The 21,842-nt window shown below is 60.0% G+C and carries 22 protein-coding genes; 2 read left to right on the top strand and 20 right to left on the bottom strand.

What is annotated here, in order from left to right:
- Positions 1-7: 7 nt before the first annotated feature.
- From DQ393_RS24580 to DQ393_RS24490, 19 genes are all read right to left on the bottom strand, one after another.
- A complete protein-coding gene (locus DQ393_RS24580; RefSeq protein WP_112344314.1) occupies positions 8-604 on the bottom strand; it encodes a rod-binding protein in 597 nt (198 codons plus the stop codon).
- Between the two features lie 129 nt (positions 605-733).
- Entirely contained in the window at positions 734-1,153 is a 420-nt protein-coding gene (locus DQ393_RS24575) for a hypothetical protein (RefSeq protein ID WP_112344313.1), read from the bottom strand.
- Positions 1,154-1,171: 18 nt separating this feature from the next.
- The gene (gene fliR / locus DQ393_RS24570) at positions 1,172-1,924 is read right to left on the bottom strand and encodes a flagellar biosynthetic protein FliR (protein ID WP_112344312.1); all 753 of its coding nucleotides are present in this window, start codon (positions 1,922-1,924) and stop codon (positions 1,172-1,174) included.
- Positions 1,921-4,008, bottom strand: coding sequence for a flagellar biosynthesis protein FlhA (gene flhA, locus DQ393_RS24565; protein WP_112344311.1), 2,088 nt, complete (start codon positions 4,006-4,008; stop codon positions 1,921-1,923). The genes fliR and flhA overlap by 4 nt, the downstream gene beginning before the upstream one ends.
- A 152-nt stretch (positions 4,009-4,160) precedes the next feature.
- On the bottom strand, positions 4,161-4,427 hold the full coding sequence (gene fliQ, locus DQ393_RS24560; RefSeq protein ID WP_075855152.1) for a flagellar biosynthesis protein FliQ: 267 nt from the start codon (positions 4,425-4,427) through the stop codon (positions 4,161-4,163).
- 26 nt (positions 4,428-4,453) lie between these two features.
- Positions 4,454-4,954: a flagellar hook assembly protein FlgD gene (gene flgD, locus DQ393_RS24555; RefSeq protein WP_112344310.1), complete on the bottom strand. Its 501-nt coding sequence runs from the start codon at positions 4,952-4,954 to the stop codon at positions 4,454-4,456.
- Complete coding sequence (gene flbT / locus DQ393_RS24550; RefSeq protein ID WP_112344309.1) at positions 4,942-5,394, bottom strand: flagellar biosynthesis repressor FlbT; 453 nt, start codon at positions 5,392-5,394, stop codon at positions 4,942-4,944. Before flbT ends, flgD begins: the two co-directional genes overlap by 13 nt.
- Positions 5,391-5,738, bottom strand: coding sequence for a flagellar biosynthesis regulator FlaF (flaF, locus tag DQ393_RS24545; RefSeq protein ID WP_112344308.1), 348 nt, complete (start codon positions 5,736-5,738; stop codon positions 5,391-5,393). The genes flbT and flaF overlap by 4 nt, the downstream gene beginning before the upstream one ends.
- Positions 5,739-5,775: 37 nt before the next feature.
- Positions 5,776-6,828: a flagellar hook-associated family protein gene (locus DQ393_RS24540; protein ID WP_112344307.1), complete on the bottom strand. Its 1,053-nt coding sequence runs from the start codon at positions 6,826-6,828 to the stop codon at positions 5,776-5,778.
- Positions 6,829-6,831: 3 nt separating this feature from the next.
- A complete protein-coding gene (gene flgK / locus DQ393_RS24535; RefSeq protein WP_112344306.1) occupies positions 6,832-8,322 on the bottom strand; it encodes a flagellar hook-associated protein FlgK in 1,491 nt (496 codons plus the stop codon).
- 24 nt (positions 8,323-8,346) lie between these two features.
- Entirely contained in the window at positions 8,347-8,658 is a 312-nt protein-coding gene (locus DQ393_RS24530) for a hypothetical protein (protein WP_145644329.1), read from the bottom strand.
- A 291-nt stretch (positions 8,659-8,949) separates the two neighbouring features.
- Positions 8,950-9,621 carry a transcriptional activator Rem gene (gene rem, locus DQ393_RS24525; RefSeq protein ID WP_112344304.1) on the bottom strand — a complete coding sequence of 224 codons (672 nt, stop codon included), beginning with the start codon at positions 9,619-9,621 and terminating at the stop codon, positions 8,950-8,952.
- A gap of 280 nt (positions 9,622-9,901) precedes the next feature.
- Entirely contained in the window at positions 9,902-10,495 is a 594-nt protein-coding gene (locus tag DQ393_RS24520; RefSeq protein ID WP_112344303.1) for a transglycosylase SLT domain-containing protein, read from the bottom strand.
- Positions 10,437-12,026 (bottom strand): flagellar hook-length control protein FliK, encoded by a 1,590-nt coding sequence (locus DQ393_RS24515; protein ID WP_112344302.1) that lies wholly within the window; start codon positions 12,024-12,026, stop codon positions 10,437-10,439. The genes DQ393_RS24520 and DQ393_RS24515 overlap by 59 nt, the downstream gene beginning before the upstream one ends.
- 2 nt (positions 12,027-12,028) lie before the next feature.
- Entirely contained in the window at positions 12,029-13,336 is a 1,308-nt protein-coding gene (gene motC, locus DQ393_RS24510; protein ID WP_112344301.1) for a chemotaxis protein MotC, read from the bottom strand.
- A 3-nt stretch (positions 13,337-13,339) separates the two neighbouring features.
- Entirely contained in the window at positions 13,340-14,770 is a 1,431-nt protein-coding gene (locus DQ393_RS24505) for a MotB family protein (protein ID WP_112344300.1), read from the bottom strand.
- Positions 14,767-15,399, bottom strand: coding sequence for a hypothetical protein (locus DQ393_RS24500; RefSeq protein WP_112344299.1), 633 nt, complete (start codon positions 15,397-15,399; stop codon positions 14,767-14,769). Before DQ393_RS24500 ends, DQ393_RS24505 begins: the two co-directional genes overlap by 4 nt.
- Positions 15,400-15,655: 256 nt before the next feature.
- Positions 15,656-16,633: a flagellin gene (locus tag DQ393_RS24495; RefSeq protein ID WP_112344298.1), complete on the bottom strand. Its 978-nt coding sequence runs from the start codon at positions 16,631-16,633 to the stop codon at positions 15,656-15,658.
- 257 nt (positions 16,634-16,890) lie between these two features.
- A complete protein-coding gene (locus DQ393_RS24490; protein WP_112344297.1) occupies positions 16,891-17,808 on the bottom strand; it encodes a flagellin in 918 nt (305 codons plus the stop codon).
- Positions 17,809-18,148: 340 nt separating this feature from the next.
- Here DQ393_RS24490 and DQ393_RS24485 point away from each other — a divergent pair, with 340 nt between their 5' ends.
- Positions 18,149-19,636, top strand: a complete 1,488-nt coding sequence (locus tag DQ393_RS24485) for a pyridoxal phosphate-dependent decarboxylase family protein (RefSeq protein ID WP_112344296.1) — start codon at positions 18,149-18,151, stop codon at positions 19,634-19,636.
- A complete protein-coding gene (locus DQ393_RS24480) occupies positions 19,630-20,892 on the top strand; it encodes a tetratricopeptide repeat-containing protein (protein ID WP_112344295.1) in 1,263 nt (420 codons plus the stop codon). The genes DQ393_RS24485 and DQ393_RS24480 overlap by 7 nt, the downstream gene beginning before the upstream one ends.
- Positions 20,893-21,002: 110 nt before the next feature.
- Here DQ393_RS24480 and DQ393_RS24475 read toward each other — a convergent pair.
- On the bottom strand, positions 21,003-21,842 hold an 840-nt coding region (locus DQ393_RS24475), incomplete at its 5' end, for a flagellin (RefSeq protein ID WP_112344294.1).

Genomic DNA, 21,842 nt, shown 5'->3' with positions numbered 1-21,842 from the left:
ACCTCGCTCATGCTTTCTGGGACGTCAAATTATTCTGATTGGTGATGCTGGCATTGCCGTCATTATCGGCATCCGCGGCGGCGAGCGTCTTGCGCTGAAAATCGGCAACCGCGCTCAGAGCCATTTTCTTGTCGTTTTCATCGGTCGCGGCATGGATGGCGCCGGTGTTGCGCATCTTGTCGACTTGTTCCTGATACATCTTTTCTGCAATACCAACGCCGCCGTTCTTGGCGAGCGTATTGCCCAGCTGCTCGGCCATCATGCCTTTCCAGATCTCGCCGGCCGAACCCTTGCCATAGAGCGTCTCGCTGCTCGGCAGCATGTTCTTCACGAAATTCTGCAGCACCATGGCTTCGAACTTGCGATAGGGCTGCGGCACCTTCGTCCCGGCCACATGCGTGTTGGCATTGGCGAGACCTGCCTGGGTGGCCGCGCTGTTCATCGCATCCACCGTCGCACCGAAGCCGTTGCCGTTCTCGGCGAGGCTGGTGGCGGCGAAGGCGGCCCGGTTGGCGGCAAGCTTTGCCTGCGCAGCCTCGACATCGGCCGGATTGGCGGCCTTGACGACATCGAGGACCAAATCACTCGGAGGCGAAATAGCCACGTCACGTCTCCTTCTGCTATCGCGCACCCGGAAGCCGCGCAGTGCGGCAATCGAATCAGGGCAACGAATCAAAACTTCAGAACAGGCCGGCAACCGAACGATGCACATCCTGTTCCATGATCGCGGCGATTATGGTTTTTGAACCTTGCTGGAGGCTGGCGTTACGTCGGCGAAGCGTTGATCGATGATGTCGTAGACCGCATTGTCGTCGGCCTCCCGCACTTCGAGCTCGCGGGCATCCTTCATGTGCTCTTCGAGCCGGTCGGCCTTGGTGCGCTCCTGCTGGACCTTCATCTGAATGAGGGTTTGAATGCTTTCCAGCTGCTGATCCCGGATCATCAGGCGGCCGTAGCGCTCGGCATAATGGATTGAGAACGCCATGTGCACGGGATCGATGGAACCGATCGCCGTCATGACCCGCTCCATCGATTCGGTGACCTCCGCGCGCTGGCGGGTCGTATCAGCCAGCTCGTTTTCCGCTATCCGCTCCAGATGGCGCTGCACTGCGACCAGGCGCTTCAGTTTTTCAGACCGGTTTTTCTCCGCCATCGTCTACCTATCCGCCGGCTAATGCCCATTGAAGACCGTGAGAAATGCACCAGAAAACTGACTGATCAATGCCGCGATGCTGAGGTAGAGCATGAACAGCCCTCCCATCAGCAGATACGGCGTGGAGATGAAATAGATCGGGATCTGCGGTGCCAGCTTGTTGATGAAGCCGATCGAAATCTGGAACATCAGGCCATAGAGAAGGAAGGGGCTCACCAGCCGCAGCATGATGAAGAAGGTGGTTTCCAGCGTATCCGTAATCGAGATCAAAGCGGCACGCGGCTCGATATGACCTCCCAGAGGAACGACGGAATAGGAATCGACCAGCGCCTGCAGGATATAGTGATGAAAATCGAGGATGAAGAGCATCATCAGCCCGCAAAAGCTGATGAGGCTCGTGAGCGACGTCTCGCTTGACTCCTCGACGATATCGGCGCCGCCCGGTGCGTTGAAGCCGATCAGCATCGATATGCTCACGCCGGCGAATTGCAGGCCCAGCGTATAGATCCGGGCCATCATGCCGTACATCAATCCGATGACCGTTTCGGTGAAGATGAGGCCGATGAAGCTCGCGTCGCCCTTCGACACCTGAGGATAGATCGTGTTCCAGAGCAACGGCAAAATCGCCATCGACAGGGCCGCGGAAAGGAGCAGCCTGATCTGCGGAGGGATACGGCCCGATGAAAATCCCGGGAGGACCATCATGCAGCCGCCGATGCGGCAGAAGGCGACGAACAGCGCCAGAATGGTCCCCTGCGGGTCTGTTATCATGAAATCGAACCTAGAATCTTGATCTCGATCCCCTTGGCCAGTTCCACATGCGACAGGACCGGAAGGGTCGCGAACAGGCGTTCGATGATCATGCGCACATAGGAGCGCGTTTCCGGCGACGTGACAAGAACGAAGGGCATACCGCGATCCATGTATTCACGGATAACTTTGCCCGCCTGTTCGCTGAATTCCTCCAGGCTGCGCGGATCGATGTCGAATTCGACGATTTCGCCCTTCTGATCGCGCTTCAGCGCCTGATGGAAGATCAGGTCCCATTTGCTGCCGAGACGCAGCACGCGCAGCACGCCGTTGTCGGCAAGGTCGCCGCAAAGCTGCTGCGCCATGCGGACACGCACATGTTCGACGATCTGTTCCGTCTTCCGCACATGCGGGGCGAGTTCGGCAACCGCTTCAAGGATGAGATGCAGGTTGCGGATCGAGACACGCTCGGCGAGCAGCAGCTTCAACACCGCCTGCAGGCCGGAATAGGACATGTGTGACGAGCAGATCTCGTCGGCGAGCTTCTTATATTCTGGATCGAGACGCTCGATCAGGATCTTGACGTCCTTATAGGACAGCAATGCCGGCAGGTTGTTGCGGATGACCTCGCTCATATGGGTGAGCACGACGGAGACATTGTCGATCGGCTGGAAGCCCTCGCGCTTCAGATCATCGGTGAAGGCTTCGAGAACGGAAACGGCGGGCATGCCGAAGGCGGGCTCGCGAATCTCATCCCCCGGCACGGTCGGCTTGCGGCCCGAGCCGGTGACGACGAGCACTTCGCCGACACGCAGCATGTTGGAGGCGATGGTCGTGCCGTGGATGCGGATCTGATACGATTTGTCGGCGATCGCCATGTCGTCGATCACCTTGATTTCAGGCACGACGAAGCCGTATTGCGTCGCGAACTTCTTGCGCATCTTGCCGACACGGAAGGCAAGCTCCTGATGGGCGCCGAGCAGGCGGGTGGAAACGATCTTGCCGAGGGCGAGCTCGATCTCGGCGGTCTTTAGAACCGACTTGACCGAATCCTTTTCCATTTCCTTCGTCTGCATCACCTTCTGCTCTTCGGCATCGCGGCGAAGTTTGTTTTCGGCCTCGATCTGGCGCGGGATGAACCAGGCGCCGGCGGCCATCAGGCCGCCAAGGAAAACGAAGGGAAGGAAGGGCATGCCGGGCATGATGGCCAGGATGCCCATGAGAACCGCCGAGACGGCGAGCGCGCGCGGATAGCCGCTCAGCTGATTGACGACGGCCTGGTCGGTCGAACCGGCCGTACCGCCGCGCGAAACAAGTAGGCCGGCGGCGAGAGAGACGATGAGCGCCGGCATCTGCGACACCAGACCGTCACCGACGGAGAGCTTGACGAAAACGTCCGCAGCCTGGCCGATCGGCATGCTGTGGCGGAAATAGCCGATGATGATGCCGCCGAAGACGTTAATGCAGGTGATCAGAAGACCGGCAACCGCGTCGCCGCGCACGAATTTGGAGGCACCGTCCATCGCGCCGAAGAAGGAGCTTTCCTCTTCCAGCTCGCGACGGCGGCGCTGCGCTTCCTTTTCATCGATCAGGCCGGCCGAAAGATCCGCGTCGATCGCCATCTGCTTGCCGGGGATGGCATCGAGCGTGAAGCGGGCGCCGACTTCTGCGATACGCGTCGCGCCCTTCGTGATGACGATGAAATTGATGGTGATGAGGATCAGGAAGACGATCAGACCGATGACGAAATCGCCCGACATCACCAGACTGGAAAAGCCCGCGATGACGCCGCCGGCGGCATTATGCCCTTCATAGCCATGCGAAAGGATGACGCGCGTGGTCGCGATGTTCAGCGACAGGCGCGTCATGGTGGCGATCAGCAGGATCGTCGGAAACGAAGAGAATTCCAGCGGCTTCTTGATCCACAGCGCCACCATGAGGATCAGCACCGAAAAAGCGATCGAGAAAGCCAGGCCGAGGTCGATCAGAAAAGGCGGGATCGGCAGGAACAGCACGCACAGGATCACCATGATGCCGAGCGCGAAGCCGATATCGCGAATGCTGGGATTGGCTTTGGGGAGTGCTATTGCGGGTGGTTGTGCCATCGACCGGTTCCGTCTCTTCATGAGAGGAGGCAAACGGCTGACCCGCCTGCCCTATTGGAACCGAGCTTTAGAAGCCGAAGCTTGCGCGAGCATGGCCTATGGCCATCGATGCCCGTATCCGAAGGCCGCTGCGGCCTTCGGACCTTCTCTCGCTAGAAGCCCGACTGGATGCGCGAGAAGACGAGATTGGTGAAGATCGAAATCTGTGCGCCGACGAATGGCGCCGAGATGCCGATCGTGACCATGACGGCGACGATCTTCGGCACGAAGGTCAAGGTCGCTTCCTGCACCTGGGTGAGTGCCTGGATCAGCGCGATGACCAGACCGACGACCATGGCGGCGACGACAGCCGGACCGGAAGCCACCAGCACCGTCCAGATCGCCGCCTGGAAGATATCCAATGCATCGGCTTCATTCATGATTTCACTCCCGGTTCAGCGGCTCCTCATGAGCCGCTGGTCGAATCCGTGCCAGACGAATCGCTACTGCTAGTATCGCTTGACGAGGCCGGCACATCAATGGTCGTGCCTGCCGGAGCGATCGTCACGCCGGCCTGGATCAGGATCTTGTCACCGGCGTTGGTCTGCGCGATGATACCGTCCGAATAGACGGTTACTTCCTTGATCGTCCCTGTGGTCTTGCCATCGGCGCTCATAATCTGCTTGCCGATGTAATCGGACGCCTGCGAGATCCATTGGTTCTGCAACACGGTTTCCAGATGCGAATTCGTCTGGATCTGCTGCTCGACCTGGGAGAAGCTCGCCAGCTGCGAAATCTGCTGACTGGCATCCATTGGACTAGTCGGGTCCTGGTTCTTCATCTGCGCGATGAGAAGCTGCAGGAAATCGTTGTAGTTCAGGTTGGCGCTCGCCGATGCGGCAGCAGCATTTTTCGTGGCTGTGGAAGAGCTGTCCGTGCTGCTGTTGACGGCGTCTACCGCTGCCATGGAGCGATCTCCCGACGGATATGCTCGATCGTCGCCGCCGGCATTTCCTGATTGTTCAGAATATTGTCCTCGATCGGGTAGAGGCCGCGGATCGCCTTCAACGCGTCGAAAGCTCGGCCGGTGGCGACGAGGCCATCGATACGCTTCAGCTCGGCCAGCACCTCCTCGTTGTGGAAGCACGAAAGCAGCATGACGATCGACTTGCGGAACATCGTCGTCGACTGATCCTTGCCCTCCGGATTGATGAGGATCATCTGCGCGATGAAATAGAGCTGACGCAAGGGCGTCGTCGCGTCTTCAGGCTGGAGGACGTGGTTCTCAAGCAGGAATGTCACATCATTCAGGAATTCCAGCGCGACCTTGCGATCGACGCGCAGGACGGCCCCGTTGATAAAGATCTTTTCCCCGGCTTTGAGCGATATGCGAAGCGTACTTTTCATTTAAGTCCATCCCTGATGATGGTGGTGACATCGATGATGCCTTGATAATTTTTCGACTGGCGCCGCTGGATTCGATCGCACTCCTTCAAAATCCAGATGGCGATCGAGATGAGGTTGGCACGCAGTTCGACATTGAGCTGGTTCTCCGGACTTTTGAGGTCCTCCACGAAGCTCACCCATACGCGCCGCGTATAGAAGAGCGCCTCGATCGCCTCGCGGCCGTATTTCTCCGCATCACGGGCCGCGGAGAGGAGAGCTATCGACCGGTCCAGAACTTGTCGTTCTCTTTCCTTGGCGTCGGCCACCGCATCCTGCATGACTTCCGCATATGAGAACTGATACATTCACGCATCCTTCCTGGTCATTCCTTCCCTTTGATCATCAAAGGTAATTTACAAGACTGAGCTGCTGGATCTTTGAAACAATGGTGTAAGCGGTCTCGAGCTGGGTCTCGAGGCTGTTGACCTTGGTCGAAGCCTCATAGGGATCGACCCCCGTCAGATCGCCCAGGCTGGTATTGAGAATGGTCTTCTGGGCATTCAGCGTCGTGTTCGCATCCGACAGGCGCGACTGCGACAGACCGAGCTGGCTTGCCTGGCTGTTCAATCCGTCGACCGCCTGGCGCGAGTAGCTGATGGCCTGATCGGTCACCGCATTCAGCGCATCCGAACTCAGGGCCGGCGTCGTGCTCATCAGTGCATTGGTGACGCTGGTTGCAAGCGCCAGGTAGCGAATGCCGGAGGAATTCGAATTCGTCGACGTTTCCACCACTTCCGAATTGCTGATGCGGCTCGTCATATTCTGGTCGGACGCGCTCGACCAGCTTGCCCAGCTGGCGTCGGAGGTGAACATCGGCTCGACCTTGGTGGTGATGAAGTCCTTCATCTGGGCGCCGGTCAGATTGCTTGTCGATGTTACGGGCGGGGTCTGAGCGGCCATATAGGCCGTCAGCGCGGTCTGGATTGCGGTATTCGTCGCGGCCGACTTATCCGTCATCGGTTGAACATCGGTATTGGTGCCGGCGAAAAGATATTCGCCGTTGACCATGGTATTGGCGGAAGCGATAACGCTCGAAAGGGCGGAAGTCGCAGTCGACTGCGTCAGCGCCACACTGCTTCCATCCGTATTGCCGCGCAGGGCCACCAGCTGATCCATCAGCTTCTGCGCCTGGCTGCCCATATCGCTCAACGCGGTCTGGGATGAGGTCATACGCTGATTTGCAATGGAATTGCTGCTGAGAATGGAATCGATACGCGACACTTCCCGTGTCAGGTTCACGCTGAGCGATGTGCTGCTGCCCAGCGAAACCCCGATGTCGGCATAAACCCCGGTGGTTGCTTCCGTGGAAGCACTCGTCATCTCATTTTGCGTCTGACGGATTGTCTGACGCATGGCATTTTGAATGGCCGTGCTCGAAATGAAAGAAAGTTTCATGGCTTAGCTCGCAATATCCAGTACCGATTGAAGCATCTCATTGACGGCGTTCAATATCTTCGTTCCAGCCTTGTAGGACTGCTCGATATCCATCATCAGCGTCAGTTCTTCGTCGAGATTGACGCCGGTCGCATTCGAATAAGCGCCAGAAGAGCGCGATAGTGCCGCGGATGTGTTTTCAGCCGCGGTCGTTGCCGTGCTGCGCTGTCCTTCGAGCCAGCCGATGGAACTCGATGCATAATCCATGAGGCTGGCCCGGGTATCGGAGCCGGCCGTGGCATCGAAATCCATCTTCGTATTCATCGCAGTGATAAAGGCATCCAGCTGGGTGGAATAACCGCTGCCACCGCTGGTATTCTTCGTATAACCCGTCTCGCCGGTCGCGGCATTGTTGTTAATACCACCATCACGCAGCAATGTCGGATCGCCACCTTGAGACGTGATTAACTTCGGATTAACGGCTATCGAGCCGGCCAGGCCTGTGACCGCGGTAGTACCCGTCGGAACGGTGCCGCCGCTCCAGGTGAAAAGGCCGGGCAGGGTCGGCTTTGCGGGATTGCTATTCGTTTCGGCGAACGTCGTCACCAGACCGCGCGCAATCTCATCGAGCTGCTTTTGATAGGTCGGCGCAACATCGTCCCGGACCTGCAGCGCCGCCTGGAGGCTGCCCTGCGCGGTGGTGCTCGCACTCTGGCCTGGAGTCAGCGCAACGCCATCGATATAGACATTGTTGCCGACCGTGCCGGCCGTATAGGTATTTGTCGGCTGAAACGTCACCGTGCGCGGAATGGTTTCGAACAGGGTCGTTCCGCTCGTGGTGTAGAGCGCCATATCGTTGTTGCCGCGCGTCACCGTCGTCACGCCGACAATCTTCGAGATCTGGTTCAGGATCGAATCGCGCTGGTCGAGAGCGTCGGCAAGGGCGTTGGACGTCGGTCCGGCGGTCGTCGTCGCCGATTTCACCGCCTCGTTTGCTTCCTGGAACTGCTTCAGCAGGCTGTTCAGTGAATTGACGTCGGAGCTGATCTGCTTGTCCGCATCGGTTCGTGCGGCCTGCACCGCAGTCGTCGCATTGTTCAGCGACGTGACAAGGCTCTGGGCCGCGTTGATCGCCGATTGCGCCGCCGTGGTGCTGGACGGAGAACCGGAATAGGTCTGCATCGCCTTCTGGAACGCCGAAAGAAGGGTCGCCGGAGCGATTTCATTGTCATTTCCGCCGAGCGTAGCCGACTGAAGATTGCTGTAGGCGTTCAAAAGCAGCTGCTGGGCCGAATCCGATGACGACGAGCTGAGATAGGCCTTCTGCAGCGCCGGCTCGCTGCTGCGGTCGATCTTCACAACCTGGGCGCCAGCCATGTCCGTGGTCACCACCGCTTGGCGACGCGAATAATTCGTGTTGCTGTCGTTAGCGATATTGTTCGATACGACACTGCTCTGCGTGCCGGTATTGTTGAATATTGCCTGCGCGTTATTGAGAGCTGTTGTGAGCGACATGACTGACTCGATACCCTGTTCGTTTTAGCGCCGCAGAATGGCCGATGGCGCGCCGGAAGTGTCGGAATAGCCTGTCAGAGCAAGGCCGGCGAAGTTCACTCGATTGTCGTTGGCACGGTATGGATGGCCGCCTGAGCCAACCGCGAACGGCCATCTGCGGGAAGATTGGGACACGCGAACACCGTTGCTGCGGAGATCGGGACCGGCGGCCGGAATATGCAGCACGCCCATCCCTTCCACGGCCGCAGGATGAGACGACATCGCACCGGCTGCGCGGTCAAAAGCAGCGCCCAGGCGAATTGCCCGTGCGTCCACTTCCGCAAATGCGGTCTTCATGCTGCCGAAATTCCTCATCTGGAATCCTCGTTATCCTTCATACGACTGAGAGTAGGTGGCGGGCCTTGCGTGAAGCTGTCTGAGAGGACGAAAAGCCGATCATGGCGAAAAGCATATCCGCTAGCGCCGCATTGCAGCTTCATCGCCGGTAGATGCGGGCGAAAATCGTAAGGAACGACGAACCTATCGCGGTCATGACGATCCGGCGCGATGCAAAAGGATAGGCCCGAGAATCGGATGATTCCCGGGCCTATTCGCGAGTTTAGCATCCTGGATGCCGATCGGAGATCGTCAGCTCCAGTCGATGCAGTAGCCTAGGAAGCGCTTGGAATCGACAGGGTCGAAGCCGAGTTTCTTGCGCAGCTTCTTGCGCAGCTTCGAAATGTGGCTTTCAACCACGTTTTCCTCGACCTCTTCGTCGAAGATACCGTAGATGGCGTTGAAGATCTGCGTCTTCGTCACCCGGCGACCGCGGTTGGCGATCAGGTATTCGAGAATGCGGCGCTCGCGGCGCGGCAAAGCGAACACGGAACCGTTGATTTCCGGATCACGGCCGTCCGCGAAGACGCGAATCGGACCGATATCGGTATAGTTGTTGATCGCCTTCAGCCTACGGCGGATCGCCGCGGCGCGGGCCAGAATCTCGCGTGGATGCACCGGCTTGCGCACGACATCGTCGACGCCGCAATCGAAGAGTGCAAGGGTGGCCTCCAGCGAGGGCTGGTCGCTGACTGCGATCACAGGCGCCGCCGTCCGATCACGGATCGCCCTGGGAAGCTCCAGCACGTGCTGGCCCTGCCCGATCAGAAAAGCCTCAACAGCAGCAATGTCGCCCTCTGCCGCCGTCGTTACCCATTCGCCGAATTCGCGTGGATCAAACCCCGTGGAAGGGATGCCCTCGCGTCCAAACAGTGATGTATATCCGTCCTTAACGAGCTCTCGCTCATCAACCACTACGATCATTCGTCCGCCTCCGAATCAGTGTGGTGTTTCGATGAACTATGGGTACGAATCGGGCGAATCACGAACAACTGTCGGAAATGAGTGACGGAAATTAATAATTGATTAACTTTGGAGGTGCGATTTGCACTAGATGTAGTAGGTGCATTGCATTTTACACCGAGAAAAAACTTGTTAGTTAGCGTATTATCAACAAGCCCATTTTGGGCAAATCGACGGCAGTCAACCACTTCGGTTGGGTTAGCGCCGACTAACCGGAAGGTCGACACAACCTATAGGTTGTCTAGTTCTGACAGAAGGTCGCTGCGTTCGGTGTCCATTTGCCGTAGCCGGTGGCGACCAGATTGGCGATCACACGGCATACATAGACCTTTTGGGCGGGGTCATTGTTCGGGCCGGCATGGTATCTAGCTACCGCCATCGTCCAGGTCTCATGCCTGTCATGCAGATTGCGGAGAAACTTCGCGGCATACTCGACGTTACTGCGCGGATCGAACATTGCGTCGACCGAGGTAAAGTTTTCGCCGTGAAAATACTGGTTGATCTGCATGCAGCCAACGTCGATAAGCTTTGCACCGCTCTGCCTTGCCGCGGCGAAGACCTGCAAGGCAGCCCCCTCCGACGGCGGGAAGATCGGCCGCCCCTCGACATTGAGGGCGTAGGGGTAGAGCGATCCCTTGCGCCCCGTCTCCGTCAAGCCGACCGAATAGAGAATCCCTTCGGGTATTCCATATTTCGCGGCAGCAGACTGGATTTCGCGCTCGCAGAGGCCGGCCGCACCATTATCCGGCGGCGCCGGATTTCCCGACGCATAGGCTTCAGAGGTAAACGGCGCCGGAACGAGAGCGCTGAACGCCACCAGCAGCGCCGTCTTCAACACCGCGCTCACCCGAACTGCGATTGCCATTGTTTCCATCTGCCTGCTGTCCCGAATAGTTCTGGCCCCTGGGACGCGCGTCGCCCCCTTGTCCCTGGTTCAACAGGGACTGTTGCTGGTTCGACCCGGAATTGCGGCCGCTGTCTGGCTGCTGATCCGCATTGGAGGCCAGGGTTACGGTAATGTTGTCCACCTGGTAGCCCTGGGCGCGCAGCGCATCGACCATGCGGCTCTGATCGGCATGGAGCTGCCTGTAGGCCTCGCCCGTCTGCACTTTCAGGTCGACGCTCAGCTGATCTCCGGAAAGCCGCATAGTGGCCGTGACGTCGCCGAGGTTGTCGGGACGCAGCTGGATCTTGAGCGTGTTGACGACCTTGCCCGTGCTCGACTGATTTGCGGCGTTGGAAAGCGCCGAACCCGGCTGCATCGCGGCCGACCATTCACGATCGCCCGCCAACGCCCCTGCGACGAGCGACGAGTTGGTATTGGTGGCAAGCCCCAGATAGCGGCGGGCATCCAGGACTGTGATCGTCGGGGTATCGCCGCCCGAGGAAGCCGCCACCTTGACGTCTGCCGCCTCATCTCCGCTCTTGCTGATCGACAGGTCGAGCGCGCTGCCGCGACCGTCCGACCGCGACAGGCGGAAGGTCTGTGCGGCATCCGACCCCTGGCCGTCATCCGGCAGCGTCACCGCCGCATCCGATGCATCATCCGCGACAGCCGCCTTGGCGAGCGGGATTCCCTGGACCTTCGCATCGTCGGTCGTCTTGGTCGCCTGCGCTGTGCCGGCCTGTGCAGCGACGACGGGCTGCGGGACATTCAGCAGTGACAAGGCATCCGAAATCGTATTGGCGGGTTGGCTCGCCTGCGTCGGCGTAGACTTACCATCATCCGTCGACTGCGCGTCCTTCCCGTTTTTCACGGCGGGTGCTTTGCCATCGCCCTTCACTGGCGTGGCTTGACCGTTGGTCGTCGTGAGATCGGCCAATTGCTGTGCGAGCTCTGCAAGCTGATCGAGCGTGGTCGGTTGCGCCGGCACATCGCTCGTGCCGACAGCCGGCGTCGCCGGGTCCGGGACTGCCGCCGTCTGATCGCCTTCCACGGGAACCGTGTCGTCTTCCGTCGCCGGTACCGCGTTCTGCAGTTCGATCAGCGATTTCGAGAGCGCAGCTGCGCCGGCACCCTGGGATGGCTTTGCCCCCTTGGTAAGGCCGGCGAGGTTGGCGAGATTGGCTCCGGAGGTATCGATCATTCCAGCTCCGGCACTAGCGCCTTCATCGATGGAAAGGGCCAGCGAGCCGGGATCGCTTGCTGCCTTTACGGCATCCGCATCGTTGGCGGCTGTCGTGTCTGCGTTTGCCGCCGCATCCGCTCCAGCATTCGGGCCGGAAGATTTGCGTCCGTTGCCGAGCGAACTGGTCAGCGCATCGATAAAGCCCTTGCCGTCATCCTGCTTCGTGGAGCGGTTGCCTTTGGCGGCAGCAAGAATATCCGCCCCCGATGAGGCGCTGGAGACACCGATGTCGTTCATGATCAATGACTTTCCTGCTTCAACAGGCCGTCGATGGCATTCAGCTTCGAACGGCTCGTCGTGACGAATGCGTCGAACGAAGAACCGGCCTCCTGCCGCCCTCCCTCCGGGGCGGGAGCCGCGTTCGCCGAGGCTCCCTGCTCAACACCCGCCGTGCCGGGAGATTGACCTCCCGATTGCTTCGTCACAGCAGCATCGTGTTCAGTATTCTGTTGATTGGGCAGATTAGAAACATTGGCTTGCCCGAGGCTTGCTGGATCGGGAGCGCGCAATATCTCCTGCGCAACCGCCTTTGCGGCGTCGCGCAGAGCACGATCGCGCGCGTTCAGCTCGCCTGCCGGCATCTGATTGAGATCGTTGATCGCCGACTTCAGCTCCGGCGTGGATATGCCCGCCACACCGCCATAGAAGTTGGCCAGCGCGCCGAAGGCGTCACCGCCGTCGGTGGCGGAGATCGCCTGGGCGCGGCTGGCCGCCAGTGCGGCAAGATCGGCCTTGCCTGCGATCGCCGCCCGGCGCGCCATGCGCAGATAGATCTCCCTTTGCCTGGGAGGGTCCATGAAGGACAGGATGTCGATGATGTCCTGCTGCTTGACGTCGGAATCGTGATCCACCACCAGCTGCACGAAAAGGTCGGCAAACTGGCTGGCATAAGGCGAATGCAGAAAGCGCCTCGTATAGCGCCGCGCATAATCAAGCCCGGCCGGCACCATTCCCGCATCGGCGCACAAGGCCAGAGAGCGCCGCAGCGCCGATTCCTCGACGATCGTACCAGGCGCCATCACGCGTGCCCAATCGTAAAGCTGCAGGGCCGCCTTGCCGTTCTTGCCGGACATGACATTGCCGGCAACGAGCGAGAGATAAGGACCGATCGGCTTGTCGCGATATTCCCTCGCGATGTCGGCAAGCGTATTGACGACCAGCAGCCCCTTGCCGTTCAGATATTTTCTAAGCACGTCCGCGACACGATTGTCGAAATTGCCGTTGAGGTCGCGCGACATCAGATATTCGAGCGTTTCGGGATTGCCGCCGCTCATGGCATAGATCAGCGCCGCATCGACGTTACGGTTGTCCTCGAACACGGATTTATCGGCATTGCGCAAGCGTTCATCGATGGTGGCAAGCAGGAAGCGCTGCATCTCTCCGGCGGAGCTGTCGCCCGCCGCGACTGAATCCTGGACGAATTCAAGCGAGCGCAGCATCTTGTATAGCGGCAGGTTGTCCTGTCCCTCGGCGCTCGCGGCCCCCGGCATCAATATGCCGAGGGTGAGCGTGAGCGCGAGGTGATGACGATGCTGTTTGCGCGCCATGGACTAGCCCTGCTTGCCTTGACCGGACTTGCCCTTCCCCGAAGTGGGCTTGGCCGGGCTTTGCGCATCCGGGCTTACCCCTTCCTTCACGGCCTGGTCCGAAGGATTGGCAATCAGGATCTCGATACGGCGATTGGCATCGTTGAAAGGATCGTTGGGCAGCTTCAGCCGTCGGTCCGCGAAGCCGGAGACCTGAACGACCCGCTTCTCGTCCAGCCCGCCGCTGGTCAGCATATAGTAGGCGCTCTGGGCGCGATCGAGCGACAGGCGCCAGTTGTCGTTTCGACCGCCGACCATATAGGGACGCCCGTCCGTGTGGCCCCGGATCAGAAGCGATCCCTTGCGCGCAGCCAGAATCTTGCCGATCTTCTCCATCGCCAGCACCATCTCCCGGCGCGGAACGGCCGAGCCGATGTTGAACATCGGATCATTGCTCTGATCGGAAATCGTAACCAGCACGCCGCCTTCGGCCGCGCTGACCTGCAGCCCTTCGGCGAGCTGGCCGGCAACACCCTTGATCTCGGCCTGAATCGCCTGCTGCAGATCCTTGGCCTCCTGCTGCTGCGCCTTTGTCGGCGTCGCATCCTTACCCTGAGGCAGGACGGCATTGTCTTCCGGCATCGGCGCGTCGCTTTGCCCCGAGACCTTGGCGATCTGCTGGGCTTGCGTCTGCTTTTCCTGCCGTTTGCCGGTGGCCTGCTGCTCGCTTATCGTCGGCTGCTGTTCAGGCGTCTGCGGCTGATCGGCCGGCTGGCCGGTATCTGCAGCCGTCGCCTTCGACAGGGCGATCACTTCGCCCTTGTCCGTTTGATCCGACTTGGCGGACTGTTCCTCATTCGCCTTCTTCGAGGCGCTGGAAACGCGAACCTGCTTGGTCCAGAAATCAGGATCGAAGGGATCGCGATAGGCCTGGCCGCCATCCGCGCCCGTGGCGGGGCCGGACTGAGCGGCACCGCCCTCGCCCTTGGCGCTGACATTGGCCTGCTGGCCGACTTCCTGTGCGATTTCCGCCAGGACCGAATAGGGGTTCTCGAAGAAATCGGCTTCGGAATAGTTCGTCTGGTCGCCCGAGGTCGACGTCAGATCCTCGCCGGTCTTGGCAGACTTGCCATCGTTCGGCTTGTCCTGCGGCTTATCCGATTTCTGCTGGTTCTTTTCACCCTCAGCCTGGTCGACGGGCTTCTTGAGCCCCTTCTCGGTCGGTTTTTCGTCCGCCAGCTTGATGGGATTGAAATAGGAGGCGACGGAGGCCTTCGTCTCCTCGTTGGCGGCGTTGACCAGCCACATCACCAGGAAGAAGGCCATCATGGCCGTCATGAAGTCCGCATAGGCGATCTTCCATGCGCCACCGTGGCCAGCCTCATGATCGCCGCCGCCGTGGCGCTTGACGATGATGATCTCGTGCTTGCCGTGATTTTGATCGCCGTCGCTCATTTCAGAATCTCTTTCAGACTAGCGGCCCAGGCTGACATGCGGGTCACCAGGACGCTCTCGCCGATGGTGACAGTGAGATCGACGTCCTCCGTCTCGACGTGGCGCAAGAGGGCGCCGTCATCACCGATATGTGCGCGAAGAGCCTCGAAGAGATGATGCGGGCCGCTGACGGAGATCGATCCGGCACTGCCGTCGAGAATGGCACTCCTGACCAGGTCGGCAAGATCGGCAACGGCCTTGGCTGTCAGCGTTTCGGTCATGATCGGCGCAAGGATGGCTGCCGTTTCAGCACTGATCGCCTGCCCGAGCATCGTGGCCATGCCGGTCAGGCCAGCCGCGATCTTCTCGGCCGCCTGCTCTTCATAGCGTATCCGCAAGGCCTCCATTTCGGCCTGATGTGAACCGGCCACGGTATCAAGCTCGGCCTGATGCTTCTGCGACAGTTCCCTCGTCGCGGCCTCGTGTCCTTCCGCATAGGCGGCCCGGCGCTCGGCCTCGATATCGACGGGCGGCTCGATCGGGCTTTCGGGAAACTCCATCATCTCCGCAAACGCTGCGTCCTCCGCAGGCGGCGGGGGGGCCTGTTCGGCGCTGAAATCCTTGAGATATCGGGATAGTGCCAGGCTCAAGCGCGCATCTCCCCACTCGCATCGGAAGGACGCAGCGCGTCGGTGCCTGCTGAGGGCAGCTCCATTCCCATTCTCAAAACGTCGATCATCACGCTTCCGGTTTCCGTCCTCGGGCTGCGCTTTCCGGAAATGACTGACGTCACCGGCACATTGCGCAACCATGCCACTGCGAAGGACCGTAGGCAGTCAAACTTGTGCGAGGATGAATGCGGCGGCCTTGCCGGTCGAGGGCCGACCGAGCCGGGCCGCGCGCCCATCATTTCGACTGGAGGAGAATCAGTACCTTGCTCGCCATGCTGTTGGCGATCGACAGTGCCTGGATACCCATCTGCTGCGCTGTCTGCAGCGCATTCTGCCGTACCGACGCCTCTTCCATATTCGTGTCGACAAGATCGCCGACGCTGCTCTTGACGGCGTCGCTGAGCTTGGAAATATAGTCGGACTGGTCGTCGATATTCGATTTCATCAGACCCAGCGTCGAATCCGCCGAAGTCGCGGACTTCAAAAGCGAATTGGTGACATTGATCATGTCGGTCAACTCGTCATTCGTCGTGCTGCTCGATATCGCGATCTCCGTTCCGCCCGCCGGCGCCGTGCCGGCGTCGGCAGCCAGGAGATAGTAGTTGCGGGCCGTGGTGCTGCCGCCGGAGGTATCGAACGTGCTCGCATCGACATTCTTCGTCAGCAATCCCCGGCTCGCATCGGCCGTATCGATCATCAGGGTCTGAGAACTGTCATAGCCGATCGTCGTGAGGCTGATCTGGCCGCCGACGCCGCGCGTGAAATTGCTGATCACGGATTGCTGCGTGTTGGGATGCTGGTCGGTGTTGTAGAGCCAGTTTTCGCCGGAGAAGGATGCCGATTGGGTAACGGATTGCAGCTGATTCTTAAGCTGCTGAATATCGGAATTGATCGCATCCTTATTTGTGCCCTCCTCCTTTGCCGAAACCAGTTTCGACTGGATTTGCGTCAAAAGGCTGACGACCGTATCCATGGCGGTGGACGCGGTGTCGACCTTGGAGGAGCCGAGGCCCAGCGCATCCGTGATCGTGGAGAGGCTGCTCCGATCCGAGCGCATGGTGGTCGCCATCGACCAGTAGGTCGGATCGTCGCTCGCCGTCTCGATGCGATAACCGGACGAGACCTGATGCTGCACGACACCGAGATCCTTGTTGATTCCGCGTAACACGGTCAGCGCCGCGGACGCAGCATGATTCGTCGTCACATTGCTCATCTGAGAATCCGTAATTCCATTGGGACTGGCAAACCGGGCCGATCCGGTAGCAACGATTGGCCTCATGCCCACCAGCGGGGAATATCCCAGCGCGGCCCGTCGCTAAAGCAAAGCCCGGCTCTCGTTCGGAAGGCGATCGAAGGCCGGACCCTGCACAAAGACTGCAAATCAATCAGCGACAACGTTATCAAAAGCTTATGTGCGGCGACAAGAGGGAAATGCCGCCGCGCCATCCTAACGCAAGCTCCAGTCAAGGCTCACTTGAAGAGGGAGAGAACGTTCTGCGCGCTGGTGTTGGCGATCTGGAGCGACTGGATGGCCAGCTGCTGCTGCGTCTGCAGGGCCGACAATCTGCTCGATTCCTCTTCCATATCCGCATCGACGAGCTTGCCGACGCCAGAATCGATCGTGTCGCGCAGCGTGGAAACAAAACTCGTCTGCAGATCGATGCGCGTCGAAAGCGAACCGAGCTGCGAGGCCGTGCTCGTCATGGCATTAAGGGCGCCCTGAATGAGGTTCATGGCCTTGCCGATGTCGCCACCCGTCATGTTGGTGATATCGAGACTGAAGACCGAATAGGACGTGCCGTTGATATTCTGCTGAGTACCGAGAATGCCAGAGGTGGTATCGATCGTACCGCCGCTTGCGCCGAACAGCACATTGCCTTGCGAGCCGGTGTCGAAGCTGTAGCTGGTGCTGTTGACGGAAACGGTGCCATTGTTGTTGCGAACAAAGGACGAGACGACGGAGGCCGATGCGCCGTTGACCGCATACATCCAGTTCTGCCCGGAAAAGGAAGCGGACTGTGCGATACTCTCCAGCTGCTGCTGAAGCTGCGTGATTTCCTCTTGGACATCAGCCTTCGAAACGCTGTTTTCGGTTGCTGCGACGAGCTTGTCCTTGATCTGCTCCACGACGTTGATGGAATTATCCATCGCCGTATAGGCCGTGTCGACCTTGGCAGCACCCAGGCCCAATGCATCCGAGACGGCGGAAAGCGCGCTGTTGTCGGAGCGCATGGTGGTCGCGATCGACCAGTAGGCGGCGTTATCGGCTGCCTTGGCGACGCGATAGCCGGAGGATACGCGGCTCTGCGTGTCCTGCAGGCTCGTGTTGATGCCGCGCAGGGTTTGAAGGGCGGACATTGCCGCGTCGTTGGTGAGAATGCTGGTCATCGAAGGTGCCCCTTTTGGCTGAATTTGGAAGGGACATTCCGGTCTGCGGCCGGGAACGGCAATCAGCCTCATGCTTGTTAACCGCTTTTTAAGAGGGGTTAACCAACCGTTGCGTTAGCTGCAACTGACAGCATTAGAGTTAATAAAAGGTTAACGCCACCAACAAAAGTTAACGAATTCATGCGGCTGGTAGCCTAGAGGCTCGCAAGTCAGCCTCGCGCCATCTTGGGCGTCGTAGCATGGAAGCGATCCGTCCGATGTCGGGCGGAAAGCGGCCGCCCTTCTTTACAAGGGCATTCCGACGGCAGCGTCGATAAGACCGGCCATAGACGAGGTTGAGATGTTCAGTTTGCAGGACGCCGGACAAGCGGCGGATGATCGCCGCGTGCGGACAAGCCTCGACCCGGACGACTGGCAGGCTCTGCGCAAACAGGGCCATCAGATGCTTGACGACATGTTCGATCATCTCCAGACGCTCGGCCCGAAGCCGGTTTGGCAACATGCTCCCGCCTCTGCCCGCGCCCTGTTCGATGCGCCGTTGCCCGTGGAGGCCGGTGATCTGGCCGAAGTCCACGCGATCTTCCGGGAAAACATCCTGCCCTACGGCAGCGGCAATATCCATCCCGGCTTCATGGGCTGGGTCCAGGGCGGCGGCACGGTCGCGGGCATGCTGGCCGAGATGCTGGCGGGCGGGCTGAACGCCAATCTCGGTGGACGAGACCATATGCCGATCGAGGTCGAGCGCCAGATCATCCGCTGGACGCGCCAGATCTTCTCCTTTCCGGAAACGGCCGGCGGCATATTCCTGACCGGAGCATCGCAGGCCAATTTCGTTGCGGTGCAGATCGCCAGATGCCGCAAGCTCGGACGCAATGTGCGCGCAACCGGCCTGTCCGCCGAATCCCGGCTGGTTGCCTATGCGTCGAGCGAAGTGCATGGCTGCGTTCCGCGTGCCTTCGAAATGTCCGGCATCGGCAGCGATCAGCTGCGGCGCATTCCTGTCGATACCCTCGGCCGGATCGATCTCGATGCGCTGGAGCAGGCGATCCTGCGCGACAGACAGGAAGGCTTCACGCCCTTCCTCCTCATCGGCAGCGCGGGAACGGTCAACACTGGCGCCGTCGATGACCTCGCCGCCCTGCGCGGCATCGCCGACACCCATGATCTTCATTTTCACGTCGACGGCGCGCTCGGCGCTCTTGGCGTTCTCAGCGAGGAGCTTGCGCCTTTGTTCGCGGGAATAGAAACCTGCGATTCGCTTGCCTTCGATTTTCATAAGTGGGGTCAGGTACCCTATGATGCCGGCTTCCTCCTGGTGCGAGACAGCGAGTGGCAGCGGCAAGCCTTTGCTTCGGATGCCGCCTATCTCAGTCGCGCAGCGACCGGACTTGCCGCTGGCGACTGGTGGCCCTGCGACTACGGTCCGGATCTCTCCCGTGGCTTCAGGGCGCTGAAGACCTGGTTCACCCTGAAAACCTATGGCGTCAAGGCACTGGGGCAGGCAATGAACGCCAATTGCCTGCTGGCACGCGAGCTTGCATGGCGGATCGAGCAGGAGCCGGCGCTGAAACTGCTCGCGCCCGTCGCCCTCAACATCGTCTGCTTCGCCTATGTCGGAGCCGAAGGAACCGTGCCGGCATCGGTCAATTCCCACATCGTCGAGCGTCTCCACGCCGAAGGCCGCGTCGCTCCGTCCCTGACCCATCTGAACGGTCAGCCGGCAATTCGCGCGGCGATCGTAAACCACCGTACCCGACAGACGGATATCGACGCGCTCGTTCGGAGCGTTTTGATAATCGGCTCCCAACAGGATCTTCCGCAATGCTGATGACCAAAGCCCCCATCGCCGATCCGGCCCTACTGAACACGCCGGGCGACGCCCGAATTCTCGGCATGCGGAAAATAGTCTCTCTCGTCTATGCCGGTCACGACGTGACCCCACTCTGGAACGAACTCATGCAACGTGTGACGGCGGATCCAACCGCTGCTGCCGCGCTGTTGGATATGGCGATCATCCTGCAAACCCTCGGCCGTGGCGACGAAGCCCGCCAGATCCTGAAGAGCGCCGTGCAGATGCGCCGCGACTATTGCGTCGTCCACGGCAACGGGACCGGTCCGCGGCTACTCGCTTTCGTGACCGAAGGCGATTTCATGGCCAATACGCCGCTCGATTTTCTGCTGGCCGGCAGCGACTGCATGCTGTGGCTGCGCTATGTCGACCTTGAGACATCTGCTCTCGCCGATCTGCCGGAGCATGACGTCGCCTTCATGGCGATCGGGGAATCGACCGAAAACGCCCCTCTTCTTGCCCATATGCAGACGCTGCTTGCCAAATTCGACGGTCCGGTGATGAACCGCAATCCGGAACTGATCGCAAGGCTGACGCGCGACGGCGTCAGCGGTATGCTGGCGAATGAGCCCTCCATTCTTTCGCCCTTCACCTATCGGGTATCGCACGCCGATCTTACGGCCGTCGTCACGGGTGCGAAGCGACTGGACGATTGCGCTCCGGGCCTAGCCTACCCGCTCGTCGTGCGTCCGATCAGCACGCATGCCGGCAACGGCATGGAACGTATCACCGACCCCACCGAGCTTGCCGCCTTTCTGAAGGCCCAGTCCGCTCCGGAACTCTACGTCGCGCCCTTCATCGATTTTCGCGGTTCCGACGGCTATTATAACAAGCAGCGCATCGTGTTCATTAACGGCAAGGCGTTCGCGAGCCACATGGCGCTCTCGGACCATTGGATCGTGCATTATCTGAGTGCCGGCATGGAGCAGAGCGCGGCAAAACGCGCCGTCGAACAGGCATGGATGGAAAATTTCGATCAGGATTTCGCCGTGCGCCACAAGGAAAGCTTCGCCGCCCTTTGCCGCCGTATCCAGCTTGATTATTTCGGCATCGATTGCGCCGAACTTCCTGATGGACGCCTGCTGGTGTTCGAGCTCGATGTCGCCATGGTGGTCCACGACATGGATGATCCGATCGTCTACCCCTACAAGCAGGTGGCTATGCGGAGACTGTTCGATGGTTTCGTCGATGCCGTCAGGCAAAAGGCTGCCGTGGCCCTGGGAAAGGCGTCCTGAACCGGTTGGCGTCGATTCGCCTGGCCAAAATGAAAACCGCGCCTTCCGGAGAAGGCGCGGCGAAGGTTTGGCTCTTGCCATCGACCAACGCAGAGCGTTGGTTCTTCCTATTAACGGAAGAGCGACAGGATCGACTGGCTCGAAGAGTTGGCGATCGACAGGGACTGGACGGCGAGCTGCTGCTGCGTCTGCAGAGCGGACAGCTTGCTCGATTCCTGTTCCATGTCGGCATCAACCAGCTTGCCGACGCCGGATTCGATCGAGTCGGAGAGCGAGGAAGCGAAGCTCGTCTGCAGATCGATGCGAGCGGAGACGGAGCCCAGCTTCGAGCCGAGGCTGGTCATGGAGTTCAGAGCGGTCTGAACCATGTTCAGGGCGCTGGAGATCTGGCCGCTCGTCATGCTGGAGATGTCGAGGCTGAAGACCGAAGCGCCAACCGACGCATCCGACGTACCCAGGATGCCCGAGGTCGTGTCGATCGTGCCGCCGCTCGAGCCGAACAGAACGTTGCCGGTTGCGCCGGCGTTGAAGGCGTAGGAGGTCGTGCTGACCGAAACGGTGCCGTTGGTGCCGCGGATGAAGGACGAGACGACCGAAGCGGAGCCACCGCTCGCAGCCATGACCCAGTTTTCGCCGTTGAACGAAGCCGACTGGGCGACGCTCTGCAGCTGCTGCTGCAGCTGGCCGATTTCTTCCTGAACAGCCTTCTTGTCAACCGAGCCTTCCATGGCGGTGGCAAGCTTGTCCTTGATCTGGCCGACGATGTCGATGGCGCTGGTGACGGCCGTCGAAGCGGTATCAACCTTGGCGGCGCCGAGGCCGAGAGCGTCGGAAACTGCGCCGATGGCGCCGTTGTCGGACTTCATGCTGGTGGCGATCGACCAATAAGCGGCGTTGTCGGAAGCCTTGGAGATGCGCAGGCCGGAAGACACGGCGTTCTGCGTGTCCTG

The sequence above is a fragment of the Martinezella tropici genome, assembly GCF_003287875.1.
Lineage (GTDB): Bacteria > Pseudomonadota > Alphaproteobacteria > Rhizobiales > Rhizobiaceae > Rhizobium > Rhizobium tropici_C.
This window is presented reverse-complemented; position numbering and strand designations above follow the sequence as displayed.